Genomic DNA, 25,278 nt, shown 5'->3' on the forward strand with positions numbered 1-25,278 from the left:
AGCGGCGGATCACCCCGCGCGAAATCAGCCGCCGCTACCGGCTGGCCGCCCGCATCCGGCACCGCCGGTCGCTGACCGGCGCCCAGATTCCCCCCGAGCTGCCCGCCTTGGCGAAGGCGGTCGAATCCGGGGCGGTTGGGGAGGATCACATCCGGGCGGTCTGCCAAGCCGTCGACGTCCTGCCCGCCTCGGTCGCCCCGGATGAAATCGCCGAGGCCGAAGCCGCCCTGGTCGCCTACGCCACCCGGGTGGATTCGGGCGTCGTGGCCAAACTCGGGCAGCGCATCGCCGATCACCTCAACCCCGACGGATTGTTCAGCGACGAAGACCGCGCCCGGCGCCGCGGCCTGGTCCTGGGCCGCCAAGGCCCCGACGGCATGTCGAAACTGTCCGGGCTGCTCGATCCAGAGGCCCGGGCCTACTTCGAAGCCATCGCCGCCGCGGTCCGCCCGGGCCGCCACCAACCCGGGGACGCTCCCGGCCGTGATGAGCGCAGCGATGCCCAGCGCCGCCACGACGCCCTAACACTCGCCCTGGCCACCGCCCTCTCCTCCCAAGGCCTGGGCACTCACCGCGGGCATCCGGTCACCGTGGTGGTCACCACCACTTTGGCCGAACTCAACCAAGCCGCCCACGCGGCCCTCGACCCCACCATCGCGATGCCGCCACCGGCTACCACCGGCGGCGGATCCCGGCTGCCGATGCGCGAGCTGATCCGCATGGCCACCAACGCGATTCACTACCTGGCCGTCTTCGACGACCACACCCAACGACCGCTCTACCTGGGCCGGCAAAAACGCGTGGCCACCGCCGACCAACGCCTGATCTGCTACGCCCGCGACCGCGGCTGCACCCGCCCCAACTGCCTGCAGCCCGGATATCACTGCGAAGTCCACCACGGCCAACCCTGGGCCCAAGGCGGCCGCACCAACGCCGACAACCTCTACTTCGCCTGCGGCCCCGACCACACCGACACCACCGACGGCCGCCAACACACCACCGTCACCAAAACCGGCCGCCTCGCCTGGACCGACGGCACCAACCCACCAGAGATCAACCACGCCCACCACCCCGACGAACTCCTACGCGGCGACCCCGACCCACCCGGGGAAGACGTCGCCTGAGCAGGCGGGCTCAGGACTCCGCTTTGGTCAACTCGATGACAGGGATGAACCGATCAGTGCGCTCCCGGTAGGTGGCGAAACCCGGGTAGCGCTCAGCCTGGATCGCATAGAGCCGGTCGTGTTCTGCGCCGGTGATCTCGGTGGCGGTGACAGCAAAGGTCTCGGTACCGATCTCGGCCGTGGCCGACGGATTCGCCCGCAGATTGTGATACCAGCTGGGATGGTAGTCCTTGCCCTCGTTGGAGGCGAACACGATGATCCGCTCCCCCTCGGGGAGATACATCATCGGGCTGGTGCGCGGCTGCCCGGATTTGGCCCCGGTGGTGGTCAGCAGCAGGACCGGGGCGCCCTCGAACGGCCCGCCCAGTTTTCCGCCATTGCTCCGGAACTCCGCGATGTTGTGCCCATTGAATTCCAAGGTTCTCTTGGCGTCCACGGGTGCATCACCCCCTAGTCGATGCCGACGAAGTGCTCAATCACCGGCGGGGACTCGTAGAACTCGTGCAACAGTGCCCGCCACTGCTGAAATTCCGGTGACTTCCGGAACCCCTCGGTGTGTGCCTCGACAGTCTCCCACTGCACCAGCAGCAGATAAAGGCTCGGCGACTCGATCGAGCGGGACATCGAAATTCCCAGGAAGCCCGGCTGGGCCGAGATCAGCGGCCGCGCCTTGGCGAAGGCCGCTTCGAACTCGCCTTCGCGACCGGGGCGGATGGGCAGCACTCCATGCTCGACAATCACGCCCGCCAGTCTGCCGCAAGCCGTGTGTCGAGCATTACGCCCCTCCCCGCTTGTCTGTAACCGAGTTGCACAGATACGTTTTCTGCAACCGCCAGACACAGATAACTTGGGAGGCACCCGCGAATGGGCGCGATCGCAGCAGCAGTCGTCTTCGCCTGGTTGGGCATGGTGCTGGCGATCTCGTTTCTCGAGGCGCCGCTGAAGTTCCGGGCGCCGGGCATCACCCTGCACCTGGGTTTGGGCATCGGCCGGCTGGTATTCCGGGCGCTCAACGCGGTCGAGATCGTGCTGGCGGCGGTGGTCGTGCTCACGGTCGCCGCCGATCCCCCGGGACGGCTCGCGCCGGCGGCGGTCGGCATAGCGGTAAGCATGCTGGCTATTCAGTCGCTGTTCGTCCGGCCCCGGCTGCGCCGCCGCTCCGACGCGGTGCTGGCAGCGGCGGTCGAACCGGCCGGCGGGATGATCGAACGCTCACACGCCCACTACGCCTACGCCGGGCTGGAAGTGGTCAAGGTCGCCGCGCTGCTGACCGCCGGCGCCGCCCTGCAGCTGTGGTCAATCGCCGGTTAGCACCCAGGCCAGCGCCTGCTCGACGTCGTACACGCATTTCACCCCGGCCGGCCGGTCCGGGCGGCGCACAATGACCACCGGCAGCCCGAGTTCCTCGGCGGCCAGCATCTTCGGCCAGGTGTACTCGCCCCCGGAATCCTTGGTCACCACCACGTCGGCGCGGTGCTCACGCAGCAGGGCGAGTTCGCCGGCCAGCGCATAGGGCCCCCGGTCGGTGACCACCGTCCAGGTGGGCGGCATCGTCATCGACGGCGGGTCGACGACGCGCGCCAGCACCGCCGCCTCGGCCAGCTCCGGCAGATAAGACGCCAGCTGTTGGCGCCCGATGGTCAGCACCGGCCGCCGGCCCAGCCGGGCCGCGATAACAGCGGCTTGCTCGTGCGAGTCGGCCCACTGCCAGGACGGCCTGGCCCGCGCTGCCCAGCCGGGCCGCTCCAACCGCAGCAGTGGGCAGCCGGCAGCGGCGCACGCCGCGGCGGCGTTGGCCGACATGGTGCTGGCGAACGGGTGGGTGGCATCCACAACGGCGTCGTAGTCGGCCAATGCCGCACGCAGGCCGTCGATTCCGCCGAATCCGCCGATCCGCACCGCCCCGACCGGCAGCCGCGGATTGGCCACCCGGCCGGCCAGCGACGTGGTGACGTCGACGCCGGCGGTCACCAGTCGCTCGGCCAACGCCCGGGCTTCCGCGGTTCCACCGAGCAGCAGCAGGCGCATCACGGCGCCCCCGGCGGCAGGAACGGCAGATCCGGCGGCGGCCCGCCGCGCGCCAAGTCCAGCACGGCGTCGACGTCCAGGTGCTCCTCGATCAGATCGGCCAGCAAGTCGAGCCGGTGCTCCCGCGCGGCCGGAAACGACACCCCCGACGGTTCCAGGCCCAGGGTTTCGGCCAGGAACGCCGCGCGCGGCGCATCGCCCTCCAGCGCACCGTGCCGCATGGTGCCGAAGACCTGACCGGCACGGGCGCCGCCGGGAAATTCCTGAACGCCCTCACCGCGGGTGATCCGGCCGTGGTGGATTTCGTAGCCGCCCTCGGACAGCCGCAGCACTTTGTCTGCGCCGAAACAGGTTTCGAGGTCCAGCAGGCCCAACCCGGCCACCTCGCCCGGCGGTCCCTCCACGCCGTCGGGGTCGTGGATCGCCCGGCCCAGCATCTGAAAACCGCCGCAGATGCCCAGCACCGGCTTGCCCGCGGCGGCGTGCGCAGCGATCGCGGTATCCAGCCCGCGCGAGCGCAGCCAGGCCAGGTCGGACACGGTGGCGCGGGTTCCGGGCAGCACCACCAGATCGGCGTCGGACACCCCGCGCGGATCGGAGGCGAACACCACGTCCAGATCGGGTTCCACACCGAGCGCGTCCAGATCGGTGAAATTGCTGATCCGCGGCAGCCGGATCACCGCCACCCGTCGCGCGCCGGCGCGCACTGAGCGCCTGCCGTCCAAGTCAAGCGCGTCCTCGGAATCCAGCCACAGCCCCGGGTGCCAGGGCAGGGTGCCTAAAACCCGCCTGCCGGCGACACGTTGCAGGTCAGCCAGGCCGGGCTCCAGCAACCGCTGCTGGCCGCGGAACTTGTTGACGATAAACCCGGCCACCAGGGCCTGGTCTTCCGGCGAGAGCAGCGCGACGGTGCCGAAGAACGCCGCGAACACCCCGCCCCGGTCCACATCGCCGACGACCACTACCGGCAGGCGAGCATGCCGCGCCAGCCCCATATTGACGTAATCGCCAGCGCGCAGGTTGATTTCGGTCGGGCTGCCGGCCCCTTCGGCGATCACCACGTCGTAGCGCCCCGCGAGGTCATCGTAGGCGCGGTGGGCGCTCTCGGCCAGCGCGCGGCGGCCGTGCATCCAATTCGATGACGACAGCTCGCCCCATGGCCGGCCCATCAGTACCACATGGCTGCGCTGGTCACTGCCGGGTTTGAGCAGTACCGGGTTCATCGCCGGCTCGGGAACGGCCCGCGCGGCCATCGCCTGAATCCATTGCGCCCGGCCGATTTCGGTGCCGAGGCCATCCGCACCGACAACCACCATCGAGTTGTTCGACATGTTCTGCGCCTTGTACGGTGCCACTCTTACCCCGCGGCGTGCCAGCGCCCGGCACAGCCCGGTGGTGACCACGGTCTTGCCGGCGTCGCTGGTGGTCCCGGCGATCAGCAGCCCCGCCATCAGGGCCTGCGTACCAGGAATACGTCCATCACCCAGCCCGCTTCGGCTTTCGCCGCACGGCGGGCGGCCGCAATCTCGCCGACGACGTCGCCGACCCGGCCACGCACCAAGCGCTCCCCCGCCGCACCGAGGTTGGCGCCCCACCAGATCGTCCAATCCGCCACCACGGAAAGGTCCAGCCCATCGGGGTTGAGCATTGCGACGATGTTGTCCTGCCCCGCGGCGATCGCCTCGCCCAACCGCCGCCCGGTGGTGATGTGCACCGGCCGGCCCACCTCGTGCAGCACGATCCGATGCCGGGCGGCCAGCAGTTGCGGGGCGCTGATGCCCGGCAGCACGTCGTACTCTAGTTCTACGCCAAGGGCTTTCACCTGCTGAACAACGCGGATGGTCGAGTCATAGAGCGCCGGGTCGCCCCAGACCAGGAAGGCTGCGGTGCCTCCCCGTTCCCGTAAGACATCGGCGTAGCGCTGCGCCCGGGCCGCATGCCAGTCGGCCACGGCCCCCGCGTAGCCCGGTCCGCTCAGATCCGCTGACCGGTCGCGCGCAGGGTCCGAGACCGTGACGATCGGCACCGACTCGGCATAGGCGTCGACGACAGTCCGCCGCAACGCCAGCAGGCCGTCCTCGGCTCCCTTCTCGGCGGCCAACACATAGTCGACCGACCGCAGCGCGTCGGCCACCTCGGGCGTGACGTGCCGCGGGCCCATCCCGATGCCGAGAATCCAAACCTTCACCGGTCCTCCAGGTCGCCTTCGACCTCCAGGTAGGCCTGTTGCAATGCTGCCATGGTCTCCGGATCAGGCTCCGCCCACAGCCCCCGGTCGGCGGCCTCCTTCAGCCGCTCCACGATGCCCTGCAGCGCCCAAGGATTGGACTTGTCGAGGAACTCGCGGGTGGTCGGATCGAGCACGTACTCGGCGGCGAGCTTCTCATACATCCAGTCATGCACCACCCCGGCGGTGGCGTCGAAGCCGAACAGGTAGTCGACGGTGGCAGCCAGTTCGAACGCGCCCTTGTAGCCGTGCCGGCGCATCGCGGAGATCCAGCGCGGGTTGACCACCCGGGCCCGAAACACCCGGGCGGTCTCCTCGGCCAGGGTGCGGGTGCGCACGGCATCGGTTGACGTCGAGTCGCCCACATAGGCTTTCGGGTCGGAGCCGGACAGCGCCCGCACCGTGGCGATCATGCCACCGTGGTAGACGAAGTAGTCGTCGGAGTCGGCGATGTCGTGCTCGCGGGTGTCGATGTTCTTCGCGGCCACCTTGATCCGGCGGTAGTTGGTGCGCATGTCATCGGCGGCCGCAGCACCGTCCAGCCCACGGCCGTAGGCGAATCCACCCCAGGCGGTGTAGACCTCGGCCAGGTCCTTGTCGTCGCGCCAGGTGCCGGATTCGATCACCTGCAAAATGCCGGCGCCATAGGAGCCCGGCGCGGAACCGAAGACCCGGGTGGTGGCCCGGCGCAGGTCGCCGTGGGAGGCCAGGTCGGCGCGGGCGTGAGCGGCGACGAAGTTCTGATCGTCCGGCTCATCGAGGGTCGCCACCATCTGCACGGCGTCGTCGAGCATGGTCACCACGTGCGGGAAGGCGTCTCGGAAGAAGCCCGAGATCCGCACCGTCACATCAATTCTGGGCCGGCCGAGCTCTTCGGTCGAGATCACCTCGAGCCCGGACACCCGCCGGGAGGCCTCGTCCCAGTCGGGCCGCACCCCGAGCAGCGCCAGCACTTCGGCGACATCGTCGCCTGACGTGCGCATCGCCGAGGTGCCCCACACCGACAATCCCACCGACTCCGGGTAGCGGCCGGTGTCATCGAGGTAGCGCCGCACCAGCGAGTCCGCCATCGCCTGCCCGGTCTGCCAGGCCAGCCGCGACGGCACCGCCCGCGGGTCGACGGTGTAGAAGTTGCGTCCGGTGGGCAGCACGTTGACCAGGCCGCGCAGCGGCGACCCGGATGGCCCTGGGCGCACGAAGCCACCGGCCAGCGCATGCAGCACCGAGTCCAGCTCGGCCGCCGTACCCGCCAGCCGCGGAACCACCTCGGTGGCAGCGAATCTCAGCACCCGGCGTACCTCGGGATCGGGATGCAGCGAATCGGCCGCTCCGGCCTCCCAGCCGGCCGACTCCATGGCTTCGACCAGGTGCCGGGCGCGCTCCTCGATCTCATCGACCGCCGAACCCGCCGCGTCGTCTTTCAGGCCGAGCGCGGCCCGCAGCCCGGGCACCGCGTGGTCCACTCCGCCCCACACCTGCGGGGCGCGCAGGATCGCCAGCACCAGGTTCACCCGCTCGGGACCGGTCGGGGCACCGCCGAGCACGTGCAGCCCGTCGCGGATCTGGGCGTCCTTGATCTCGCAGAGCCAGCCGTCGACGTGCAGCAGGAAGTCGTCGAACTCCTCGTCCTCGGGCCGCTCGTCCAGGCCCAGATCGCGGTGCATCTCCGCGGCGCGCATCAGATTCCAGATCTCGCCGCGGATCGCCGGCAGCTTGCCCGGATCCATGGTGGCGATATTGCCGTACTCGTCGAGCAACTGCTCCAGCCGCGCGATGTCGCCGTAGGACTCCGCGCGCGCCATCGGCGGGATCAGGTGATCGACGATGGTGGCGTGCGCGCGGCGTTTGGCTTGCGCGCCCTCGCCCGGGTCGTTGACCAGGAACGGGTAGATCAGCGGCAGGTCGGCGATCATGGCGTCGGTCGCGCACGCGGAAGAGAGCGCCGCGGTCTTGCCGGGCAGCCATTCCATCGAGCCGTGCTTGCCCAGGTGGATCACCGCGTGCGCGCCGAAGCCGTGTGCCAGCCAACGGTATGCGGCCAGGTAGTGGTGGCTGGGTGGCAGCTCCGGGTCATGATAGATCGCCACCGGGTTCTCCCCGAAGCCGCGCGGCGGCTGGATCATCAGCACGATGTTGCCGGATCGCAGTGCGGCCAGCACGATCTCGCCGGCCTCGTTGACGAACAGCTTGCCCGGCGCGGGGCCCCACGCCCGCGCCATCTCCTCGCGCAGCGAGTCCGGCAGCTCCGCGGTCCACTGCGCGTACTGCTGCGCGGTGACCCGCACCTGCGCCTCGGTCAGCTGCACCGCGGTCAGCCAGTCCTCATCCTGGCCGCCCGCCTCGATCAGGGTGTGGATCAGCCGATCCCCCGCCTCGGTTTCGTCAGCAATGCCCAGTACCCCGAAACCGTCGCCGACGTCATACTCCGCGTCGGCCAGCCGGTGCAGCAGCCGCACCGCCGACGCCGGAGTGTCCAGACCGACCGCGTTGCCGACCCGGGAGTGCTTGGTCGGATAGGCCGACAGCACCAGCGCCAGCTTCTTCTGACTGTTCGGAATGCGCCGTAACACAGCGTGATTGACCACCACACCGGCCACCCGGGCGCAGCGTTCGGCGTCGGCGGCGTAGTGCGGCAGCCCGTCGTCGTCGATCTCCTTGAACGAGAACGGCACGGTGATGATCCGGCCGTCGAATTCCGGGATCGCGATCTGGGTGGCCGAATCCAGCGGGGTGACGCCGTCGTCGTTGGCCGCCCAGTCCGCCTGCGACGAGGCCAAGCACAACCCCTGGAAGACCGGAATGTCCAGCGCGGCAATCTTTTCGATGTCCCACGCACCGTCGTCGTCGCCGGCGCTGACGGTCGCGGTCGCGTTGATCGCCCCGCCGGCCGCCAGCATGCAGACCACCACCGCGTCCAGTGTTCCCAATGCCGCGAACAACTCGTCGGGGGCGTTGCGCAGCGATGCGGCGAAGATCGGCACCCCGACCGCCCGGCCGGTGGCATCGATCGCGTCGGCCAGCGCGTGCGCGAATCCCGCGTTGCCGCTGACCTCGTGGGCCCGGTAGTAGAGCACACCGACCCGCACCGCATCGGGTGCCTCAACCGGCTCCCGAGACCCATACCCCCATTCCGGGACCACCGCCGGCTCCTCGAAACCCTCCCCGGTCAAAAGCACCGTGTCGCACAGGAAGGCGTGCAGCTGGGCGAGGTTGGCCGGCCCGCCCTCGGCGAGATAAGCGTGCGCTTGGGCCGCCAGCCCGATCGGAACCGTCGAGCACTCCATCAGCTCGGCGTTGGGCGAGCGCTCCCCGCCGAGCACCACCAGCGGCAGACCGGTCGCGCGCAGCAACTTCAGTTCGTCGGCGATCTCCGCCGAGGAACCCAGGATGCGCAGCACCACGACATCAACGCCGCCATCGATCAGCGGTTCGATCTCCTGGCGCGCCGGGTTGCCCAGCCGGTAGGCCGCCCCGCTGGCGCGTGCGGACAGCAGGTCGGTGTCGGATGTGGACAGAAGCGCAATGCGCCGCATAAGCCGGGCCTCCTGAGGGGTTCGCGCCCCTCGTCGTCGGATGTCCCGCAGCCGTATCTGGCTCGGGGAGCTGTGCCTGTCAGCGCCCCTCACAGTGGCGGAACCGCCCCGGAATTCCACCGGGTTCCTGACACCACGAGACGGCGGCCAGCCTAGCGCAGAGCGCCGTGCAAGAATGTCGCCGGTAAGGCGATGACAACACAGTGAGGAAGCCGGTGTGAATCCGGTGCGGTCCCGCCACTGTCATCGGGGAGTGACCCTCATCAGCCACGGCCCGCAACCGGTGGGGCTGGAAGGCGAGGCGAACAGTGATCCGAGAGCCAGGAGACTCACGTCATCGCGTCCTGCGAACCGGGGCGGTGTACCCCGAGGAAGCTGATGCACGCCCATGTCCCGTGCACTGCGGGTAGTCCCTGCGCTGGTCATAGCGCTGGCCCTGACGTTGGCCCCAGGGCTGGTCGGCTGCTCGGCCAATCACGCGACCCACGGGGCGGCCCGGCAGGACTGCATCACCGACTTCGACCCGCACACCGACTACTTTCCGGACAAATCGACGCTGTCCGAGGCCACCAACTTCCGCCTCGACTACCACCGCAGCTACCAGGTGCTGACCGTGCACCGGCCCTACCTCGGCGGCAAACCGGTCTCGTATGTCTTGGTGCGCTGCGGTGCCCCGGCCCCGGCGCTGACCGGCGAACTGGCCCGCGCCCAACAGATCACCGTCCCGGTGCACAGCCTGTACTCGGGTTCGACGACGCATCTGGCGATGATCACCGAGCTCGACCGGGCCGGGGTGGTCACCGGGGTGGCGAACCCCGCCGCGGTGGCCGACCCGCAGATCCGCAAGCGCATCGACGCCGACGAAACCGTCGGCTACGCCCCGGGAGGGCAGGTCAACATCGAAACCGTGCTGGCCGCCGGGCCCGACGTGCTAGTCACCGAGGGCATGGACGACCCCGGGCATCCCAAGCTACGCCAGGCCGGCATCCCGGTGCTCGCCGACGCCGAATGGCTGGAGCCCACCCCGCTGGGCCGGGCCGAATGGATCAAGGTGTTCGCCGCGCTGACCGGCACCGAACGGCAGGCCGCGCAGGTGTATGAGTCCATCCGCGACCGCTACCGCGCACTGGCCGCGCAGGCCGCGCGGGCCAAGCCCGTCGACGTGTTGGTCGGCACCATGTATTCGGGCAGCTGGTCCATGCCCACCGGGGCCAGCTACGCCGGCCGTCTGGTCGCCGACGCCGGCGGCACCTACCCCTGGCTGACCGACGGCGGCGCCGAGAACCGGCAGTTGAATTTCGAATCGGTCTACGCCCGCGCGGGAAGCGCGCCGCTATGGCTGGTCACCGACGACTGGAAAACGGTCGACGACGCGGTGGCGCGGGACAGCCGGTACGGCGAATTGACCGCGGTGCGCACCGGGCAGGTGTGGTCGGCCACGAAGGCGATCACCCCAGCGGGGGGCAACACCTACTGGGAACGCGGCACCGCCAGACCGGATCTGCTGCTGGCCGACCTGGTCGCGATCCTGCACTCGGAGCAGGCCCCGAACCACACTTTCGAGTTCTACCGGCAGGTGCACCGATGAAGGCGCGTACGACACTGGTGCTGGCCGGGCTGGCCGCCGCCGTCGTGGTGCTGGCCCTGCTCGGTCTGGCGCTCGGCCCGGTGCGGGTGCCGCTGGCCGACACCGTCCGCGTGCTGTTCGGCGCCGAACCGTCGGACCCGCGCTGGCAGGTGATCGTGACGAACATGCGGTTGCCGCGGGTGCTCACCGCGCTGGCCGCCGGTGCCGCACTCGGGGTCGCCGGCCTGCAGCTGCAGACCCTCTTCCGCAACACCCTGGCCGACCCCTACATCCTCGGGGTCAGCTCCGGGGCCAGCCTGGGGGTGGCGCTGGTGGTGCTGGCCGGCGGTGCGGCGGGTTTCAGCACCGCCGGCGCCAGCCGCGCCGGGGAGGTCACCGCGGCAGCGCTGGGCGCCGCGGCGATGCTGACGTTGGTGCTGGTGCTGTCACGCTGGACCCGCTCGGCGGCGACGCTGCTGCTGATCGGAGTGATGATCGGCGCGGCCAGCACCGCACTGGTGAGTCTGGCGCTGGTGTATTCCGACCCGCAGCGGGTGCAGCAGTACCTGCTGTGGGGCCTGGGCAGCTTCGCCGGCACCGGCTGGGCCGACCTGCGGTTGCTGCTGCCGCTGGTGGCCGTCGGTCTGGTTACCGCGGCGATGACGATCCGGCCGCTCAACGCCCTGCTGCTCGGCGAAAGTTACGCGGCCACAATGGGAATCAACGTGCATCGCGCCCGCATCGTCACGGTCGCCTCGGCGTCGTTGCTGGCGGGCGTGACGACCGCGTTCTGCGGGCCGATCGCCTTCCTCGGCCTGGTGGTGCCGCACGTGGCCCGCATCGCCGTCAGCACCTCCGACCACCGCGTGGTGCTGCCGACGGTGGTGTTGCTGGGTGCGGTCGCCGCGCTGGCGTGCGGCATCGTCAGCCAGGTGCCCGCCAGCAACCTGGTTATCCCCGTCAATGCCGTCACCGCGCTGGTGGGAGCGCCGGTCGTGATCACGGTGCTGCTGCGGGCCCGCCGCGGCTCGGGGATGCCGTCATGAACCCGGCGGTTCAGCGAGGCTCGACGGAGGAGAGGCGAAGCTGGGACCGCCGCATGATCCCGGCGGTTCAGCGAGGCTCGACGGAGGAGAGGCGAAGCTGGGACCGCCGCATGAACCCGGACCTCATGCCGTCCCCGGCGGCGGTTGAGCTGGCCGACCTGGCAATCGGCTACCGCAACCGGCGCCGATCCACCACCGTGGCAACCGGACTGGCAGCGCAGGCCCGTCGCGGTGAGCTGACCGTGCTGATCGGCCCCAACGGCGCCGGCAAGTCGACCCTGATCCGCACGCTGGCCGGGCTGCAGCCGGCACTCGGCGGCAGGGTGCTGCTCGACGGCGCCGACCTGACCGGGTTGCCGCGCGACGAGCTGGCCCGCCGGGTGGCGGTGGTGTTGACCGAGCGGATCGACCCGGGCCTGCTGTCAGCGCGGGCGCTGGTGGGGCTGGGCCGCATCCCGCACCTGGGGCTGGGGTCCCGGCTGCGCCCCGAGGACGACGAGATTATCGACTGGGCGCTGGCCGCGACCGGCGCCGAGCATCTGGCCGCGCGGCCGGCAGTCGAACTGTCCGACGGGGAACGCCAGCGTGTCCTGACCGCGCGTGCACTGGCTCAACAGCCCGGCCTGTTGGTGCTCGACGAGCCGACCGCGTTCTTAGACGTGTCCTCGCGGGCCGGGCTGTTCGGGCTGCTGCGCGAGCTGGCCCGTGACCAGCAGCTGGCCGTGGTGCTGAGCACCCACGACCTGGAATTGGCGCTGCGGGTGGCCGACCGAGTGTGGCTGCTGGATCCGGCGGGCACGCTGGTGGACACCGTCGGCGAGGAACTGATGCTGTCGGGACGTATCGGGGCGATGTTCGACACCGACACCCTGCGCTTCGACGCGTCCAGCGGCATGTTCGCGTTCGGCACCGAAGGCGGTGCGTGCCGGGCCGCCCGCATCGACGCTCCGGAGCCGTTGCGGGCCGCGCTGATTCGGGTGCTGTCCAGGGAAGGCTGGGACGTCGCCGAACCCGCCGAAATCCTGGTCAGCGCAACCGATCCCGGGGCGATCAGGCTGCGCTCGACGAGCGCGGCCAAGACCGCCGCGTTGCGCGACCTGCCGCACTTGCTGCGAACCCTGCCGGCAAGCCCGCAGCGCTGTGCGTCCACGGAGCAGGTCGTTTCGGCGCTGCACGAGTTGTCCATGGTCAGCCCGTATTTCGCGGTGTCCACCGGTCCCGCAACAGGCGCCGGCTGGCGCCCGGTCACCCAGCTCTACACCGATCAGACGCTGCTCACCGCGGCGATCGGCAATGTCCGGGACCGGATCGGGGCACCGGATCTCCGGGTTGCGGTCTCGACGTTCTTCCTCGGGTTCGCCGCGCGACTGTGGTCGATCGGGCTGGGCGCGCTCGCCGAGCACGGGCTGCTGCTGGATCTGTCCCCCGACGAGCTCTGGTACGCCGAATCCGACGGAACAGTCCGGCTGCACCTGCCGAATCCGGTGGCGTGGCAGGGAGACTGCCCGGAAACGCTGCTGGCCGACCTGGTCCTGGGCCGGCACTTGGGGCCGCTGGTCGGCGCGGTGCGCGAGCTGAGCCCCATCTCGGAGCGCCTGCTGCGCGGCAACGCCGCCTCCGCCGCGCTGGGGGCCGCCCGGGCCCTGGGAACCGAGCCGGGTTGGGACCTCGCCCGCAGGATATGCGACGACGAACGACTCGCCGACACCATCCGTTTCAACGGCTCCGGCACCGACTACCGGGGCACCACCTGCTGCCTGTTCTACCGCACGCCTGCCGGCGGGCTGTGCGGCGACTGCGCCCTCACCCGTAAACCCGAACTCACCAAGAACAGAAAGGTATCGCCATGACCGAGACCACCATCGTCGCCGATCCGCCGATCGTCGACACCGAAGACCGTGGCCGCGAACAACTGTGGCCGCTGCCCACCGATCAGCAGAGTCTGCTGGATCTGCTGCACCTGTGCTTCGACGAGTACTGGGACGAGATCTGGTTCGGCATCATCATGCAGGGCGCCGCCTGGGAGGTGGCCGCTCCCAACGCACCGCGCAAGATCGCGATGCTCGACGGTTATGCCACTGTCGATTTCGGCCGCTGGCACTTCCACCTGTGCATCGGCAAACACCGGGCCAGCGGCTCGGAGCTGGGCCGGATTCGCCGCTGCACCCGCGCCGAGCTGTACCGGCGGATCGGCAAGGACGGCAACCCGATGTCGTGGGGGGTGCGGCTCTACAACGGCCGCGATGAGCAGATGATGACGTTGATGCTGCCGAACCCGTTCCTCACCAACGACCAGCAGATGCGCGAGGAGCCCGAGTGGGGCCAGCTCGAGCTGTGGGACAAGCTGCGGGACAAGTATCTGGGCCTGGGCCCGGATCCGTTGGACCGCAGCGGGAATCGGATTCGCTGCGGCGGCTAACCCGGGTCACCCGGCCAGGTGTTGGGCATCATCGGGCTGACCGCGCCGCCGCCGAACCCGTCGTCGGCCAGCGCGGTCAGTCCGGCCGGGCGAGCGCCGGCCACCCGGTGCGATCCGCCGGCGAAGCCGCCGGCGCCCCGCTGCGAAGCAGTCGCCATAGCCGGCTCGGGCTCGAGATCCATGTACTCGTGCCCGCGCCCCAACATGCCGACCTTCGCCTTGCGCCGACGCCGCTGGGGCGCAGCCTGTTCCGCCGCCTCGGCTGCCGGAACGTCGGCGCTGTCCGGTTTCGGCACCGACTTCTTGCGGGCGCCGGTCCCCGAGGCCCGTCGCGCACCCATGTCCAGGCCGCCGACCAGGTACATGTAGGCCGGCATGGTCACCGACGGCGGGCCCGCCGGGGTCGGCGGCGGCGCTCCGGGCGGCGGAGCGGCGGTCACAGCCGGCGCCGCAGCGGGCGCCGGAGCCGGAGCCGGAGCCGGAGCCGGCGCGGGGGCCGGTGCAGGCGCCGGCGGCTGGGCCATCGCCAGTGCGGGTGAGGGCGGCGGAGCCGGGGGCGGCGGGACCGCGGCAGCCAGGTGGTGCGCCATCGCCCCGATCCCCAGGCCGCCGAGTACTCCCGCCGGAGCCAGCACGGCCGAGCCGGCCAGCACCGGCAGCAGCGCCGGGATCAGCACCGTCTGGGTGAGCAGGTAGTTGAGCGCCTGGACCGTGTTACCGATTGTGGCGCCGACGATCTCGACCATGGCCAACGGGATGACCAGACCGAGGCCCTGCGGGTTGAACAGGGCCGTGTACATGATCGCCAGCAGGTCGTCGATGATCACGATGCTGGTGAACGCGATGTAGGAACCCGGATCCAGCGGCACCGACAGGATGTAGGCCAGGTACGCCGGATTGAGGTAGCTCAGCGGATTGCCGGTCCAGCCCAACCACGATCCCGGTACCCCGGCCGGCGGCAGCCACGACGATCCGGAGAGGCTGGCGAACCACTGGGCCAGCGGGTCGGCGATGTCGGTGAACCCGATCTTCTCGAAGAACGCCAACAACTCCGCATACAGCGGGTATTGGCCGCTGTCGGGATAAGGCGGGCTGGGGACGAGTCCTTCGAGCCATTTCGCGAAGTCGAGGAACCACTGCGGCGGCTGGGGCGGAGTCGCATCGGCGCTTCCCGCCGTCTTGAGCACCGCGGGCGCCGGTTCGGTCTGCGGCGTCGATGCCACCGCGGTGGCCGCTGTCGCCTGGTAGGCGGTCATCACGGTGGCGGCCTGCGCCCACATCCGGGCGTAGTCGGCTTCGTTCAGCGCGATCGGAATCGTGTTGACGCCAAAGAAATTGGTGCCCACCAGCACCGCGTGGGTGACATGGTTGGCCGCCAGTTCGGCCATCGTCGGCATCGCTGCCAGTGCGCTGCTGTAGGCGGCGGCCGCGGTCTGCTGCTGGACGGCGGTAGCGGCCGCATCACCCCCGGCGCGCACCAACCACGCCAGGTACGGCGCGTTGGCGGCCATGAACGACTCTGCCGACGGGCCCTGCCACGCGCCGGCCTGGACAGCGGCCAACAGTGTGGTCAGTTCGTCGGCGATCGCCGCGTACTCAACGGATAACGAGGTCCAAGCCGCCGCGGAGGCAAGCAGCGGGCCGGCACCGGGACCGGCGGACAACAGGGACGAATGGATCTCAGGAGGCGACGCCACCCAGATAGGCGCGGTCAAAGTGATCAGCTCTCTCGGGGTACACCGCCCCGGGTCGCAGGATGCGACGACGTGAGTGTCCTGACTCTCGGATCAACGCTCGCCTCGCCTTCCAACTCCGCAAAGAGCCGTGGCTGTTGAGGGTCGCTCCCCGATCACAGTGGCGGGACCGTGCCGGATTTACACCGGCTTCCTGCACCGTCGTTGCCTTACCGGCGCATTATCGCACGCGTCAAGGCATCTGCTCGCGCTGCGCCCGGGTCCAGGTGCCCGGCGTCATCGGGATGATGGCGCCGCCGCCGAACGCATCCCCGGCCAGGGCGGTGAGTCCGCTGGGCAGCACGTCCGCCGGGCCCGCAGCGCTCGCGGCGTCTTCCAGATCCATGTATTCATAACCGCGGCCCAGCATGTCGGCCTTCGCCTTGCGGCGCCGGCGGGCCTTGGCCGGCTCCTCTGCGGCGGCCGCCGGGGCGGGCACCTCGGCGGCGTCGGGCTCGGGCGCTTTGCGGCGGCAGGCGCTGGTGCCCGCCGCGCGACGGGCCTGCTGGCCCAGGCCGGCAACCAGGTACATCGACGACATGCCGTCCACCGGGGTCAGCGGCGGGGCGGGCGGCGGCGGTGGCGCCCCCGGCGCGGCAGGCGCCGGGGCCGGCGCGGGGGCCGGGGCCGGGGCAGGAGCCGGGGCGGGCGCCGGGACCGGTGGCGTGGGCGCCACCGTCAGACCGGCGAACGGCGGCGGCGCCGGGATCAGCGGCACCGGCACGGCGTGCAGGGCGGCCAGACCGGACAGCCCCGCCAGCCCGGCCAGCGGCGCCACGGCCAGCGGCGCCAGCGCCGCGGTCATCATCGGCAGCATGACCGGGATCAGCACGAGGGCCTGCTCCAGCAGCGTTTTGAGCAGGGCGATCACGTCGGTGATGATGGTGCCGATCGCCTCCACGGCGGTGAACAACAGCGTCGCGGCGATGGTGCCCGGGTTGCCGGAGGCGAACGCCGCGGTGAGGTCGGCGGCGATGAAGGCGAACGTCTGCGACAGGTAGGCGGCGAACGACCCGAAGTCCATCGGGTAGCCCAGCGCGAACGCGATGTTGTAGGGGCTGAAGAAGCTCAGCGGGTTGCCCAGGACGGGCAGCCAGGGATCGAAGCCGGCGAAAATCGACTGGAAGTAAGGGTTGGCCGCCAGTTCGTTGATCATCGGCTGCAACACATTGTTGTAGAAATCGGTGTAGCCGCTGTTCTGCAGCCACTCCATGATGTCGTTCTGCCGGTCCGGCGGCAGCTGCGGTTGGCTGGCGTCGGCCGATTCGGCCTTGACGATCTGCGGCGCCGCCACCGTCTGCGGACTCGATGCCACCGCCCCTCCGGCGACAGCCTGATAGGTGGACATCACCGCGGCGGCCTGGAACCACATCCGGCCGTAGTCGGCCTCATTCAGCGCGATCGGGATGGTGTTGACACCGAAGAAGTTGGTGCCCACCAGCACCGCGTGGGTGGCGTGATTGGCCGCCAGCTCCGCCAGCGTCGGCATCGCCGCCAATGCGCTGCTGTAGGCGGTCGCCGCGGTCTGCTGCTGCGCGGCCATCGCCGCCCCGGCGGCACCGGCCTGGATCAGCCAGGCCAGATACGGCGCATTGGCCGCCACATACGCCTCAGCGGACGGGCCCTGCCACGCCCCGGTCTGCACCGCAGCCAGCAGCCCCGCCAGTTCGTCGGCAATCTCGGCGTACTCGGTGCTCAGCGCGATCCACGCCGCCGCCGACGCCAACAGCGGACCGGGACCGGGGCCGGCCGACAGCAATGTGGAATGGACTTCCGGTGGAGACGCTATCCAAATCGGCGTCGTCACGGTTGCCAGCTCTCTGGGGTCCCCGCCCCGAATCGCAGGATGCGACGACGTGAGTATCTGGCTCTCGGGGTGAATTCACGCCCGATCACAGTGGCGGGACCGCTCCGGAATTGAAGCGGCGGTCCCAGCTTCGGCTCGCCTTCGCCGACCCTTGGGGCCAACTCCGACGAGCCTCGCTGAACCGCCGGATTCGCACCGGCTTCCTACATCGTCATCGCCTTACCGGCGCATTGTCGCACGTCGCGCGTTAGCAAAACCCGCCGAGCGTGAAATTGTCTTCACGTTCGCGGGGAGGGCGTGTCAGGCCTTGCCGTCGATCGCGGCGTTCAGCGTCGGGCTGGGCCGCATCACCGCCGCCGTCATGTCGTAGTCCGGCGCGTAGTAGCCGCCGATGTCCACCGGCTTGCCCTGCACCACGGTCAGCTCGTCGAGAATGACGTCCTGGTTCTTGTCGAGGGCGTCGGCCACCGCGGCGAAGTGCTTGGCCAGCTCGGGGACCTCGGTCTGCGCGGCGAGTTCCTCCGCCCAGTATTTGGCGAGGAAGTACTGGCTGCCGCGGTTGTCCAGCTCACCGGTCTTGCGCGACGGGCTCTTGTTGGCGTCGAGCAGTTTGCCGATCGCCGCGTCCAGCGTCGCCCCCAGGACCTTGGCGCCCACATTGTCGGCCTTGACGCCCAGGTCGTCGAAACTGGCTGCCAGCGCCAGGAATTCGCCGAGCGAGTCCCAGCGCAGGTGGTTCTCCTCCACCAGCTGCTTGACGTGCTTGGGCGCCGAACCGCCCGCGCCGGTTTCATACATGCCGCCGCCGGCCATCAGCGGCACGATCGACAGCATCTTGGCGCTGGTGCCCAGCTCCAGAATCGGGAACAGGTCGGTGAGGTAGTCGCGCAGGATGTTGCCGGTGGCGGCGATGGTGTCCTGGCCGCGGATCAGCCGCTCCAGGGTGTAGCGCATGGCCCACACCTGCGGCATGATCTGGATCTCCAGGCCCTCGGTGTCGCTCTCGGCCAGGTAGGCCTTGACCTTCTTGCGCAGCTCCGCCTCGTGCGGACGCTCGGTGTCGAGCCAGAACACCACCGTCATGCCCGAGGCCCGGGCCCGCTGGACGGCCAGCTTCACCCAGTCCTGGATGGCGGCGTCGGTGACCCGGCACAGCCGCCAGATGTCGCCGGCTTCCACGTTCTGGGTCAGCAGCACCTCACCGGTGGCCAAATCGACGATGTCGGCGACACCGGCCTCGGGCACCTCGAACGTCTTGTCGTGGCTGCCGTACTCCTCGGCCTTCTGCGCCATCAACCCGACGTTGGGCACGGTTCCCATGGTGGCCGGGTCGAATTGGCCGTGCGTCTTGCAGAAGTTGATCAGCTCCTGATAGATGCGGGCGAAGGTCGACTCGGGGTTGACGGCCTTGGTGTCCTTCTGCCGCCCGTCGGCGCCGTACATCTTGCCGCCGGCCCGGATCATCGCCGGCATCGAGGCGTCCACGATCACATCCGAGGGTGAGTGGAAGTTGGTGATGCCGTTGGCCGAATCCACCATCGCCAGCTCGGGGCGATGCTCGTGGCAGGCGTGCATGTCCTCGATGATCTCCTCGCGTTGCGAGGCCGGCAGCGTCTCGATCTTGCTGTAGAGGTCGGACAGGCCGTTGTTGACGTTGACACCCAAGTCGTCGAAGAGCTTCTGGTGCTTGGCGAATGCGTCCTTGTAGAACACCTTGATGGCGTGACCGAACACGATCGGGTGGCTGACCTTCATCATGGTCGCCTTGACGTGCAGGGAGAACATCACGCCGGTCTTGCGGGCGTCCTCCATCTCCGCTTCGTAGAACTCGCGCAGCGCGGCCACACTCATGAACATCGAGTCGATGATGTCGCCGGCCAGCAGCGGCACCTTCTCCTTGAGCACAATCGTCTTGCCGCTCTTGGTCTTCAGCTCCATCTTGATGTCGCGGTCGCGGTCCAGCGTCATCGACTTCTCGCCGTGGTAGAAGTCACCGCCGCGCATGGTGGCCACATGCGTGCGCGACGCCATCGACCACTCGCCCATGCTGTGCGGGTGCTTGCGCGCGTACTCCTTGACCGCCTTGGGTGCGCGCCGGTCCGAGTTGCCTTCCCGCAGAACCGGGTTCACCGCGCTGCCCAGGCACTTGGCGTAGCGGTCGTGAATGTCGCGCTCGTCGTCGGTCTTCGGGTCCTCGGGATAGTCCGGCAGGTTGAATCCCTTGCCCTGCAGTTCCCTGATGGCGGCGACCAGCTGCGGCACCGAGGCGCTGATGTTGGGCAGCTTGATGATCGTGGTGTCGGGCAGGTGGGTGAGCCGACCGAGTTCGGCGAGGTTGTCGGGCACCTGCTGGGCCTCGGTCAGGACGTCGGGGAACTGGGCCAGGATGCGCGCCGCCAGCGAGATGTCACTGGGCTTGACGTCGATTCCCGCCGGCCCGGTGAAGGCCTGCACGATCGGCAGGAACGAATACGTCGCCAGCAGCGGCGCCTCGTCGGTCAGCGTGTAGATGATGGTCGGCTGGTCGGCGCACATGGCTGTTCTCCCGGCGTCAGGGTTCGTGTGTGGTTGTGCTCCGCGTTGTACACGGCGGCCTCAGTATCTCGCACCGCGCAACGGCGGCCACCGGCGGTGAGCAGGTGGCGGCACCTCCACGGGATGAGATAGGCTGCGAAGCGGTCATGAGTGCCAGCGCTAAGCCCCGGCTTGCTGGCCGGCAACCCTCCAACCGCGGTGGGGTGCCCCGGGTGATTGACCGGGTTGAGTAGCCAGCACCGGCTACGCGGCAAGCGCGGGTCCGCCACCACGGGCCCCCCGAGTAGACAGGGGAACCTGATGCGTGCCTCCTTGTGCCCGCTCGCCCGTTGCTGTTGTCACTGACTCCACCTCTGCGCCAGCGATAACAACTCACGGAAGAAAGCATTCACACATGACCGCCGGTAACAACTGGTCGTTCGAGACCAAGCAGATCCACGTCGGCCACGCCGGTGACCCGGAGACCGGGTCGCGCGCCCTGCCGATCTACCAGACCACGTCGTACCTGTTCCGCGACACCGACGAGGCCGCGGCCCGCTTCGCGCTGGCCGAGCCGGGCAACATCTACACCCGGCTGACCAACCCGACCAGCGCGGTCATCGAGGAGCGCATCGCCGCGCTGGAGGGCGGGGTGGCCGCGACGCTGCTGTCCTCGGGACAGTCCGCCAGCACGTTCGCGATCTTGGCCCTGGCCGAGACCGGCGACCACGTCGTGGCCAGCCCGCGGCTGTACGGCGGCACCTACAACCTGTTCCGCTACTCGCTGCCCAAGCTGGGCATCGAGGTCAGCTTCGTCGAGGACCCCGACAGCCTGGAGTCCTGGGCCGCAGCGGTACGGCCGAACACCAAGGCGTTCTACGCCGAGACCATCTCCAACCCGAAGATCGACATCCTCGACACCCCGGGGGTCTCGAAGGTGGCCCACGACCACGGTGTGCCGCTGATCGTCGACAACACGATCGCCACCCCGTATCTGATCCAGCCGATCAGCCAGGGCGCCGACATCGTGGTGCACTCGTGCACCAAGTTCCTGGGCGGGCACGGGACCGCGATCGCCGGCGTGGTCGTCGACAGCGGCAACTTCGACTGGACCCAGGGCCGCCATCCGAGCTTCACCACCCCCGACCCCAGCTACAACGGCCTGGTCTACGCCGATCTGGGACCGCCGGCGTACGCGATCAAGATCCGTGCCCAGCTGATGCGCGACTACGGGTCGGTGGCCTCGCCGTTCAACGCCTTCCTGATCGCCCAGGGGCTGGAGACGCTGAGCCTGCGCATCGAGCGCCACGTCGCCAACGCCCAGCGGGTCGCGGAGTTCCTGGCCACCCGCGACGACGTGCTGAGCGTCAACTACGCCGGGCTGGCCGACTCGCCGTGGCACCACCTGGCGCAGCGGCTGGCCCCCAAGGGCGTCGGCGGTGTGCTGTCCTTCGAGGTGGCCGGCGGTGTCGAAGCCGGCAAGGCCTTCGTCAACGCGCTGAAGCTGCACAGCCACGTCGCCAACATCGGCGACGTGCGCTCACTGGTGATCCACCCGGCGTCCACCACCCACAGCCAGCTGTCCGGGGACGAACTGCTGAGCACCGGGGTCACCCCGGGCCTGGTGCGGCTGTCGGTCGGCATCGAGGGCATCGAGGACATCCTGGCCGACCTGGAGCTCGGGTTCGCCGCGGCCTCGGCCGAGCTCCGCAAGTCGTCGGCGCTGGCGGCGCGTTGAGGCGGTCGGCCATGACGATCTCCGACGTGTCCAGGCAGGTGCTGCCCGCCGAAGGCGAGACCGGGGTGGTCGGCATCGGCTCGCTGCGCTTGGAGAGCGGCGCGGTGCTCGACGACGTCAGCATCGCCGTGCAGCGCTGGGGCGAGCTGTCGCCGCAGCGCGACAACGTCGTCATGGTGCTGCACGCGCTAACCGGGGACTCCCACGTCACCGGGCCCGCCGGGCCCGGGCATCCCACCGCGGGCTGGTGGGACGGGATCGTCGGGCCGGGCGCCCCGATCGACACCGACCGCTGGTGCGCGGTGGCCACCAACGTGCTGGGCGGCTGCCGCGGCTCGACCGGCCCGAGCTCGCTGGCCCGGAACGGAAAGCCGTGGGGCTCACGGTTTCCCGCCATCTCCATTCGCGACCAGGTGGAAGCCGACATCGCCACGCTGGCCGCGCTGGGCATCACCGAGGTGGCCGCGGTGCTGGGCGGTTCGATGGGCGGCGCTCGCGGCCTGGAGTGGATGATCGGCCACCCGGACAAGGTGGGCGCGGGCCTGCTGCTGGCGGTCGGCGCGCGCGCGACCGCCGACCAGATCGGCACCCAGAGCACTCAGATCGCCGCGATCAAGGCCGACCCGGACTGGTGCGGCGGCGACTATCACGGCACCGGCCGCAGTCCCGAGGCCGGGCTGGCGGTCGCGCGGCGCATCGCGCACCTGACCTACCGCGGCGAGGCCGAGCTGGACCGGCGGTTCGCCAACGCCGCCCAGGAGGGCGAGGACCCCGCTGCCGGCGGCCGCTATGCGGTGGAGAGCTACCTGGGTTACCAGGGCGGCAAGCTGGTGTCCCGGTTCGACGCCGGCAGTTATGTGACGCTGACCGATTCGCTGTCCTCCCACGACGTGGGCCGCGGCCGGGGTGGCGTCGCGGCGGCCTTGCGCGGCTGCCCGGTTCCGGCGGTGGTCGCCGGGATCACCTCCGACCGGCTGTATCCGCTGCGCCTGCAGGCCGAGCTGGCCGACCTACTGCCCGGCTGCGACGGTCTGCAGGTGCTCGACTCCGAGTACGGGCACGACGGCTTCCTGCTCGAGACCGATCGCGTCGGCGCGCTGATCCGTCAGACCCTGGACTTGGTGGGCCCGGCCGGGGACCGCCGGCGGTGAGCCCCGAGGCGCGGCACGACCGATCGCTGTCGTTCGGCTCGCAGGCCGCCGCCTACGAGCGGGGCCGCCCGTCCTATCCCCCGGAGGCCATCGACTGGCTGCTGCCGCCGGGCGCCCGTGACGTCCTCGACCTGGGCGCCGGCACCGGAAAGCTGACCGCCCGGCTGGTGGAGCGCGGCCTGGACGTGGTGGCCGTGGACCCGATCGCCGAGATGCTCGAGGTGCTGGCCGCGGCGCTGCCGGGGACCCCGGCTCTGCTCGGGACGGCCGAGCAGATTCCATTGCCGGACAACAGCGTGGACGCCGTGCTGGTGGCCCAGGCCTGGCACTGGTTCGATGCGGCGCGGGCCATCCCCGAACTGGTGCGGGTGCTGCGGCCCGGCGGCCGGCTGGGCCTGGTGTGGAACACCCGCGACGAACGGCTGGGCTGGGTCAAGGAGCTGGGCACGATCATCGGCCGCGAGGACGCCCGCGACGCGGTGGATGCCGGCGTGCACCTGCCCGAACCGTTCGGCGACATCGAGGGCCACCAGGTGGAGTGGACCAACTACCTGACACCGCAGGCGCTGATCGACCTGGTCGCCTCCCGCAGCTACTGCATCACCTCACCGGACGCCGTGCGCACCAAGACGCTGGACCAGGTCCGCGCGCTGCTGGCCACCCATCCGGCGCTGGTCGGTGCGACCGGTCTGGCGCTGCCCTACATCACGGTGTGCGTGCGGGCAACGTTGTCGGACTCCTGAAAACCAGTCGACGCTCCGCACTGTGCAGCAAGCGTGACCTGCCCGTGTCACCGTCGTGACTGCGCTGCTGCAGTGTTCTTAGCGACGGGCGGCCATCGAGCCGCCCGCAAACCGCAACGGATGGGGGACCGACATGGAGTTCAGCCGCGCGAGGACGGCGGTGCCGACGGCGACGGCGATGACCGCGGCCGGGACGGTATGGGCGGGCCTGATCGCCTCCGTGTGGCTGGCGGCGCCGGCGCAGGGCAGTCCGGTGGACACGTCGTTCCTGTCCGATCTGACCGGGGCGGGCGTCCCGGTCGGCGACCCGGACGCGACCGCGGCGCTGGGCCAGTCCGTCTGCCCGATGCTCACCGAACCCGCCGGCACGGCCGCCTCGGTGGCGGCGCCGGTCGCCGGCGGCCTGGGCGGCGGTCCCGCGATGTCACCGGAGATGGCGCAGCTGTTCACCCAGATCGCGGTGCAGATCTACTGCCCGCAGATGCTGTCGCAGCTGGCCAACGGCCAGGTGCCGGAGCTGCCGATGGTCCCGGGCATGCCGGGCGGCGGCATTCCGGGGCTGCCCGGCGGGATTCCCGGGCTGCCCGGCGGGATCCCGGCCATCCCGGTCGCTTAGCCGGTAGCGCCGGCGAGGGGCCGGCGCTGCCGTTGATGGCAGCGTTGTTTTACGCGAGCTGTTGTTTACCCGGGACGACAGCGGGTATGCGGGTTCGGCCGACTGGGGAGGGACGGCCTTCGGGCGGCACTGACAAGCCCCCGACGGACCGAAAGGCCACCCCTCATGAGCGACCGGCTGACCCCGCATTTCGAAGACGTACAAGCCCATTACGACCTGTCCGACGACTTCTATCGGCTCTTCCTCGATCCGTCCCAGACCTACAGCTGCGCCTACTTCCGGCGCTACGACATGACGCTGGAGGAAGCCCAGCTCGCCAAGATCGATCTTTCGCTCGGCAAACTGGGACTGCAGCCGGGCATGACGTTGCTCGACATCGGCTGCGGCTGGGGCGCCACCATGCGCCGGGCCATCGAGAAGTACAACGTGAACGTGATCGGCCTGACGCTGAGCAAGAACCAGGCCGTCCATGTGGAGTCGACCTTCGCCGCGATGGACACCCCGTGCAGCAGACGAGTGCTGCTGGCCGGTTGGGAGGAGTTCGACGAGCCGGTCGACCGGATCGTGTCCATCGGGGCGTTCGAGCACTTCGGCTACGACCGCTACGACGATTTCTTCAAGATGGCCTACAAGGCGCTGCCCGATGACGGGGTGATGATGCTGCACACCATCTGCGGCTTGTCCCCGCAGGAAATCGTCGAACACAATATGGCGCTGACGCCCGAGCTGGCCGAGTTTCAGATCTTCCTGATGACCGAGATCTTCCCCGGCGGTGAGCTTCCCTCGGTCGGTCTGATCAAAGAACATGCCGTCAAGATGGGCTTTACCCCAAACCGCATCCAGTCACTGCAGCAGCACTACGCGATGACCCTCGATCACTGGGCGGAGGCGTTGGAGGAGCACGAGTGCGAGGCGATCGAGCTGCAGTCCGAAGAGGTCTACGAGCGCTACATGCGTTACCTCACCGGCTGCGCCCGGGAGTTCCGGGAGGGCCGCTTCGACGTCAACCAGTTCACCCTGGCGAAGTAGCGC

19 protein-coding genes, 2 pseudogenes and 4 riboswitches are annotated in these 25,278 nt (G+C 69.8%); of the genes and pseudogenes, 11 read left to right on the plus strand and 10 right to left on the minus strand.

Annotation, left to right across the window (positions count from 1 at the left end):
- Positions 1-1,124 (plus strand): HNH endonuclease signature motif containing protein (locus AC5Y31_RS17325; protein ID WP_499981799.1); only part of this gene is annotated, 1,124 nt, incomplete at its 5' end.
- 10 nt (positions 1,125-1,134) lie between these two features.
- Here the strand turns inward: AC5Y31_RS17325 and AC5Y31_RS17330 are convergent.
- Positions 1,135-1,560 (minus strand): nitroreductase family deazaflavin-dependent oxidoreductase, encoded by a 426-nt coding sequence (locus AC5Y31_RS17330; RefSeq protein WP_499981801.1) that lies wholly within the window; start codon positions 1,558-1,560, stop codon positions 1,135-1,137.
- Positions 1,561-1,574: 14 nt separating this feature from the next.
- Complete coding sequence (locus tag AC5Y31_RS17335) at positions 1,575-1,865, minus strand: antibiotic biosynthesis monooxygenase family protein (RefSeq protein ID WP_499981803.1); 291 nt, start codon at positions 1,863-1,865, stop codon at positions 1,575-1,577.
- Positions 1,866-1,988: 123 nt separating this feature from the next.
- Between AC5Y31_RS17335 and AC5Y31_RS17340 the strand changes: the two genes are divergently transcribed.
- Positions 1,989-2,435: a hypothetical protein gene (locus tag AC5Y31_RS17340; RefSeq protein WP_065024385.1), complete on the plus strand. Its 447-nt coding sequence runs from the start codon at positions 1,989-1,991 to the stop codon at positions 2,433-2,435.
- Here AC5Y31_RS17340 and AC5Y31_RS17345 read toward each other — a convergent pair.
- The 4 genes from AC5Y31_RS17345 to AC5Y31_RS17360 are packed head-to-tail and all read right to left on the minus strand — an operon-like array spanning position 2,421 to position 8,912.
- Positions 2,421-3,152: a cobalt-precorrin-6A reductase gene (locus AC5Y31_RS17345; protein ID WP_499981806.1), complete on the minus strand. Its 732-nt coding sequence runs from the start codon at positions 3,150-3,152 to the stop codon at positions 2,421-2,423. The two genes, AC5Y31_RS17340 and AC5Y31_RS17345, sit on opposite strands and share 15 nt — an antisense overlap.
- A complete protein-coding gene (locus tag AC5Y31_RS17350) occupies positions 3,152-4,603 on the minus strand; it encodes a cobyric acid synthase (protein ID WP_499981808.1) in 1,452 nt (483 codons plus the stop codon). Before AC5Y31_RS17350 ends, AC5Y31_RS17345 begins: the two co-directional genes overlap by 1 nt.
- Positions 4,603-5,340 carry a precorrin-6A synthase (deacetylating) gene (gene cobF, locus AC5Y31_RS17355; RefSeq protein ID WP_499981810.1) on the minus strand — a complete coding sequence of 246 codons (738 nt, stop codon included), beginning with the start codon at positions 5,338-5,340 and terminating at the stop codon, positions 4,603-4,605. Before cobF ends, AC5Y31_RS17350 begins: the two co-directional genes overlap by 1 nt.
- Complete coding sequence (locus AC5Y31_RS17360; RefSeq protein ID WP_499981811.1) at positions 5,337-8,912, minus strand: cobaltochelatase subunit CobN; 3,576 nt, start codon at positions 8,910-8,912, stop codon at positions 5,337-5,339. Before AC5Y31_RS17360 ends, cobF begins: the two co-directional genes overlap by 4 nt.
- Before the next feature lie 32 nt (positions 8,913-8,944).
- A riboswitch (cobalamin riboswitch) is annotated at positions 8,945-9,065 on the minus strand.
- A 19-nt stretch (positions 9,066-9,084) separates the two neighbouring features.
- A riboswitch (cobalamin riboswitch) is annotated at positions 9,085-9,263 on the plus strand.
- Positions 9,264-9,300: 37 nt separating this feature from the next.
- Between AC5Y31_RS17360 and AC5Y31_RS17365 the strand changes: the two genes are divergently transcribed.
- The 4 genes from AC5Y31_RS17365 (at position 9,301) to AC5Y31_RS17380 (ending at position 13,944) form a co-directional block, all read left to right on the plus strand.
- Positions 9,301-10,500, plus strand: a complete 1,200-nt coding sequence (locus AC5Y31_RS17365; protein ID WP_499981812.1) for an ABC transporter substrate-binding protein — start codon at positions 9,301-9,303, stop codon at positions 10,498-10,500.
- Positions 10,497-11,525, plus strand: a complete 1,029-nt coding sequence (locus AC5Y31_RS17370; protein WP_499981814.1) for a FecCD family ABC transporter permease — start codon at positions 10,497-10,499, stop codon at positions 11,523-11,525. The genes AC5Y31_RS17365 and AC5Y31_RS17370 overlap by 4 nt, the downstream gene beginning before the upstream one ends.
- A gap of 110 nt (positions 11,526-11,635) precedes the next feature.
- Positions 11,636-13,375: an ATP-binding cassette domain-containing protein gene (locus AC5Y31_RS17375; protein ID WP_499981815.1), complete on the plus strand. Its 1,740-nt coding sequence runs from the start codon at positions 11,636-11,638 to the stop codon at positions 13,373-13,375.
- On the plus strand, positions 13,372-13,944 hold the full coding sequence (locus AC5Y31_RS17380) for a DUF7676 family protein (protein ID WP_499981817.1): 573 nt from the start codon (positions 13,372-13,374) through the stop codon (positions 13,942-13,944). The genes AC5Y31_RS17375 and AC5Y31_RS17380 overlap by 4 nt, the downstream gene beginning before the upstream one ends.
- On the opposite strand, the gene AC5Y31_RS17385 is transcribed toward AC5Y31_RS17380, so the two are convergent.
- The 3 genes from AC5Y31_RS17385 to AC5Y31_RS17395 form a co-directional block, all read right to left on the minus strand.
- The gene (locus AC5Y31_RS17385) at positions 13,941-15,659 is read right to left on the minus strand and encodes a PPE family protein (RefSeq protein ID WP_499981818.1); all 1,719 of its coding nucleotides are present in this window, start codon (positions 15,657-15,659) and stop codon (positions 13,941-13,943) included. The genes AC5Y31_RS17380 and AC5Y31_RS17385 overlap by 4 nt on opposite strands.
- Positions 15,660-15,692: 33 nt before the next feature.
- Positions 15,693-15,876, minus strand: a riboswitch (cobalamin riboswitch).
- Positions 15,871-17,484: a PPE domain-containing protein gene (locus AC5Y31_RS17390; protein WP_499981819.1), complete on the minus strand. Its 1,614-nt coding sequence runs from the start codon at positions 17,482-17,484 to the stop codon at positions 15,871-15,873. (Overlaps the previous riboswitch by 6 nt.)
- A gap of 300 nt (positions 17,485-17,784) precedes the next feature.
- Positions 17,785-20,019, minus strand: coding sequence for an NADP-dependent isocitrate dehydrogenase (locus AC5Y31_RS17395; RefSeq protein ID WP_499981821.1), 2,235 nt, complete (start codon positions 20,017-20,019; stop codon positions 17,785-17,787).
- A 142-nt stretch (positions 20,020-20,161) separates the two neighbouring features.
- A riboswitch (SAM riboswitch) is annotated at positions 20,162-20,282 on the plus strand.
- 131 nt (positions 20,283-20,413) lie between these two features.
- Here AC5Y31_RS17395 and AC5Y31_RS17400 point away from each other — a divergent pair.
- The 4 genes and pseudogenes from AC5Y31_RS17400 to AC5Y31_RS17415 form a co-directional block, all read left to right on the plus strand.
- Positions 20,414-21,736, plus strand: coding sequence for a bifunctional o-acetylhomoserine/o-acetylserine sulfhydrylase (locus AC5Y31_RS17400; protein ID WP_301633952.1), 1,323 nt, complete (start codon positions 20,414-20,416; stop codon positions 21,734-21,736).
- An 11-nt stretch (positions 21,737-21,747) separates the two neighbouring features.
- Entirely contained in the window at positions 21,748-22,887 is a 1,140-nt protein-coding gene (gene metX, locus AC5Y31_RS17405) for a homoserine O-acetyltransferase MetX (RefSeq protein WP_065025626.1), read from the plus strand.
- Positions 22,884-23,630, plus strand: coding sequence for a class I SAM-dependent methyltransferase (locus AC5Y31_RS17410; RefSeq protein WP_065025627.1), 747 nt, complete (start codon positions 22,884-22,886; stop codon positions 23,628-23,630). Before metX ends, AC5Y31_RS17410 begins: the two co-directional genes overlap by 4 nt.
- Positions 23,631-23,808: 178 nt before the next feature.
- Positions 23,809-24,099 (plus strand): annotated as a pseudogene (locus AC5Y31_RS17415) (DUF732 domain-containing protein); the annotation flags it as partial.
- Here the strand turns inward: AC5Y31_RS17415 and AC5Y31_RS17420 are convergent.
- Positions 24,077-24,221, minus strand: a pseudogene (locus AC5Y31_RS17420) (hypothetical protein); the annotation flags it as partial. The pseudogenes AC5Y31_RS17415 and AC5Y31_RS17420 sit on opposite strands and share 23 nt — an antisense overlap.
- 190 nt (positions 24,222-24,411) lie before the next feature.
- On the opposite strand from AC5Y31_RS17420, the gene AC5Y31_RS17425 reads away from it, so the two are divergent.
- Positions 24,412-25,275, plus strand: coding sequence for a cyclopropane mycolic acid synthase family methyltransferase (locus AC5Y31_RS17425; RefSeq protein WP_499981823.1), 864 nt, complete (start codon positions 24,412-24,414; stop codon positions 25,273-25,275).
- Positions 25,276-25,278: the final 3 nt, after the last annotated feature.

Source organism: Mycobacterium sp. NGS18 (assembly GCF_059813185.1).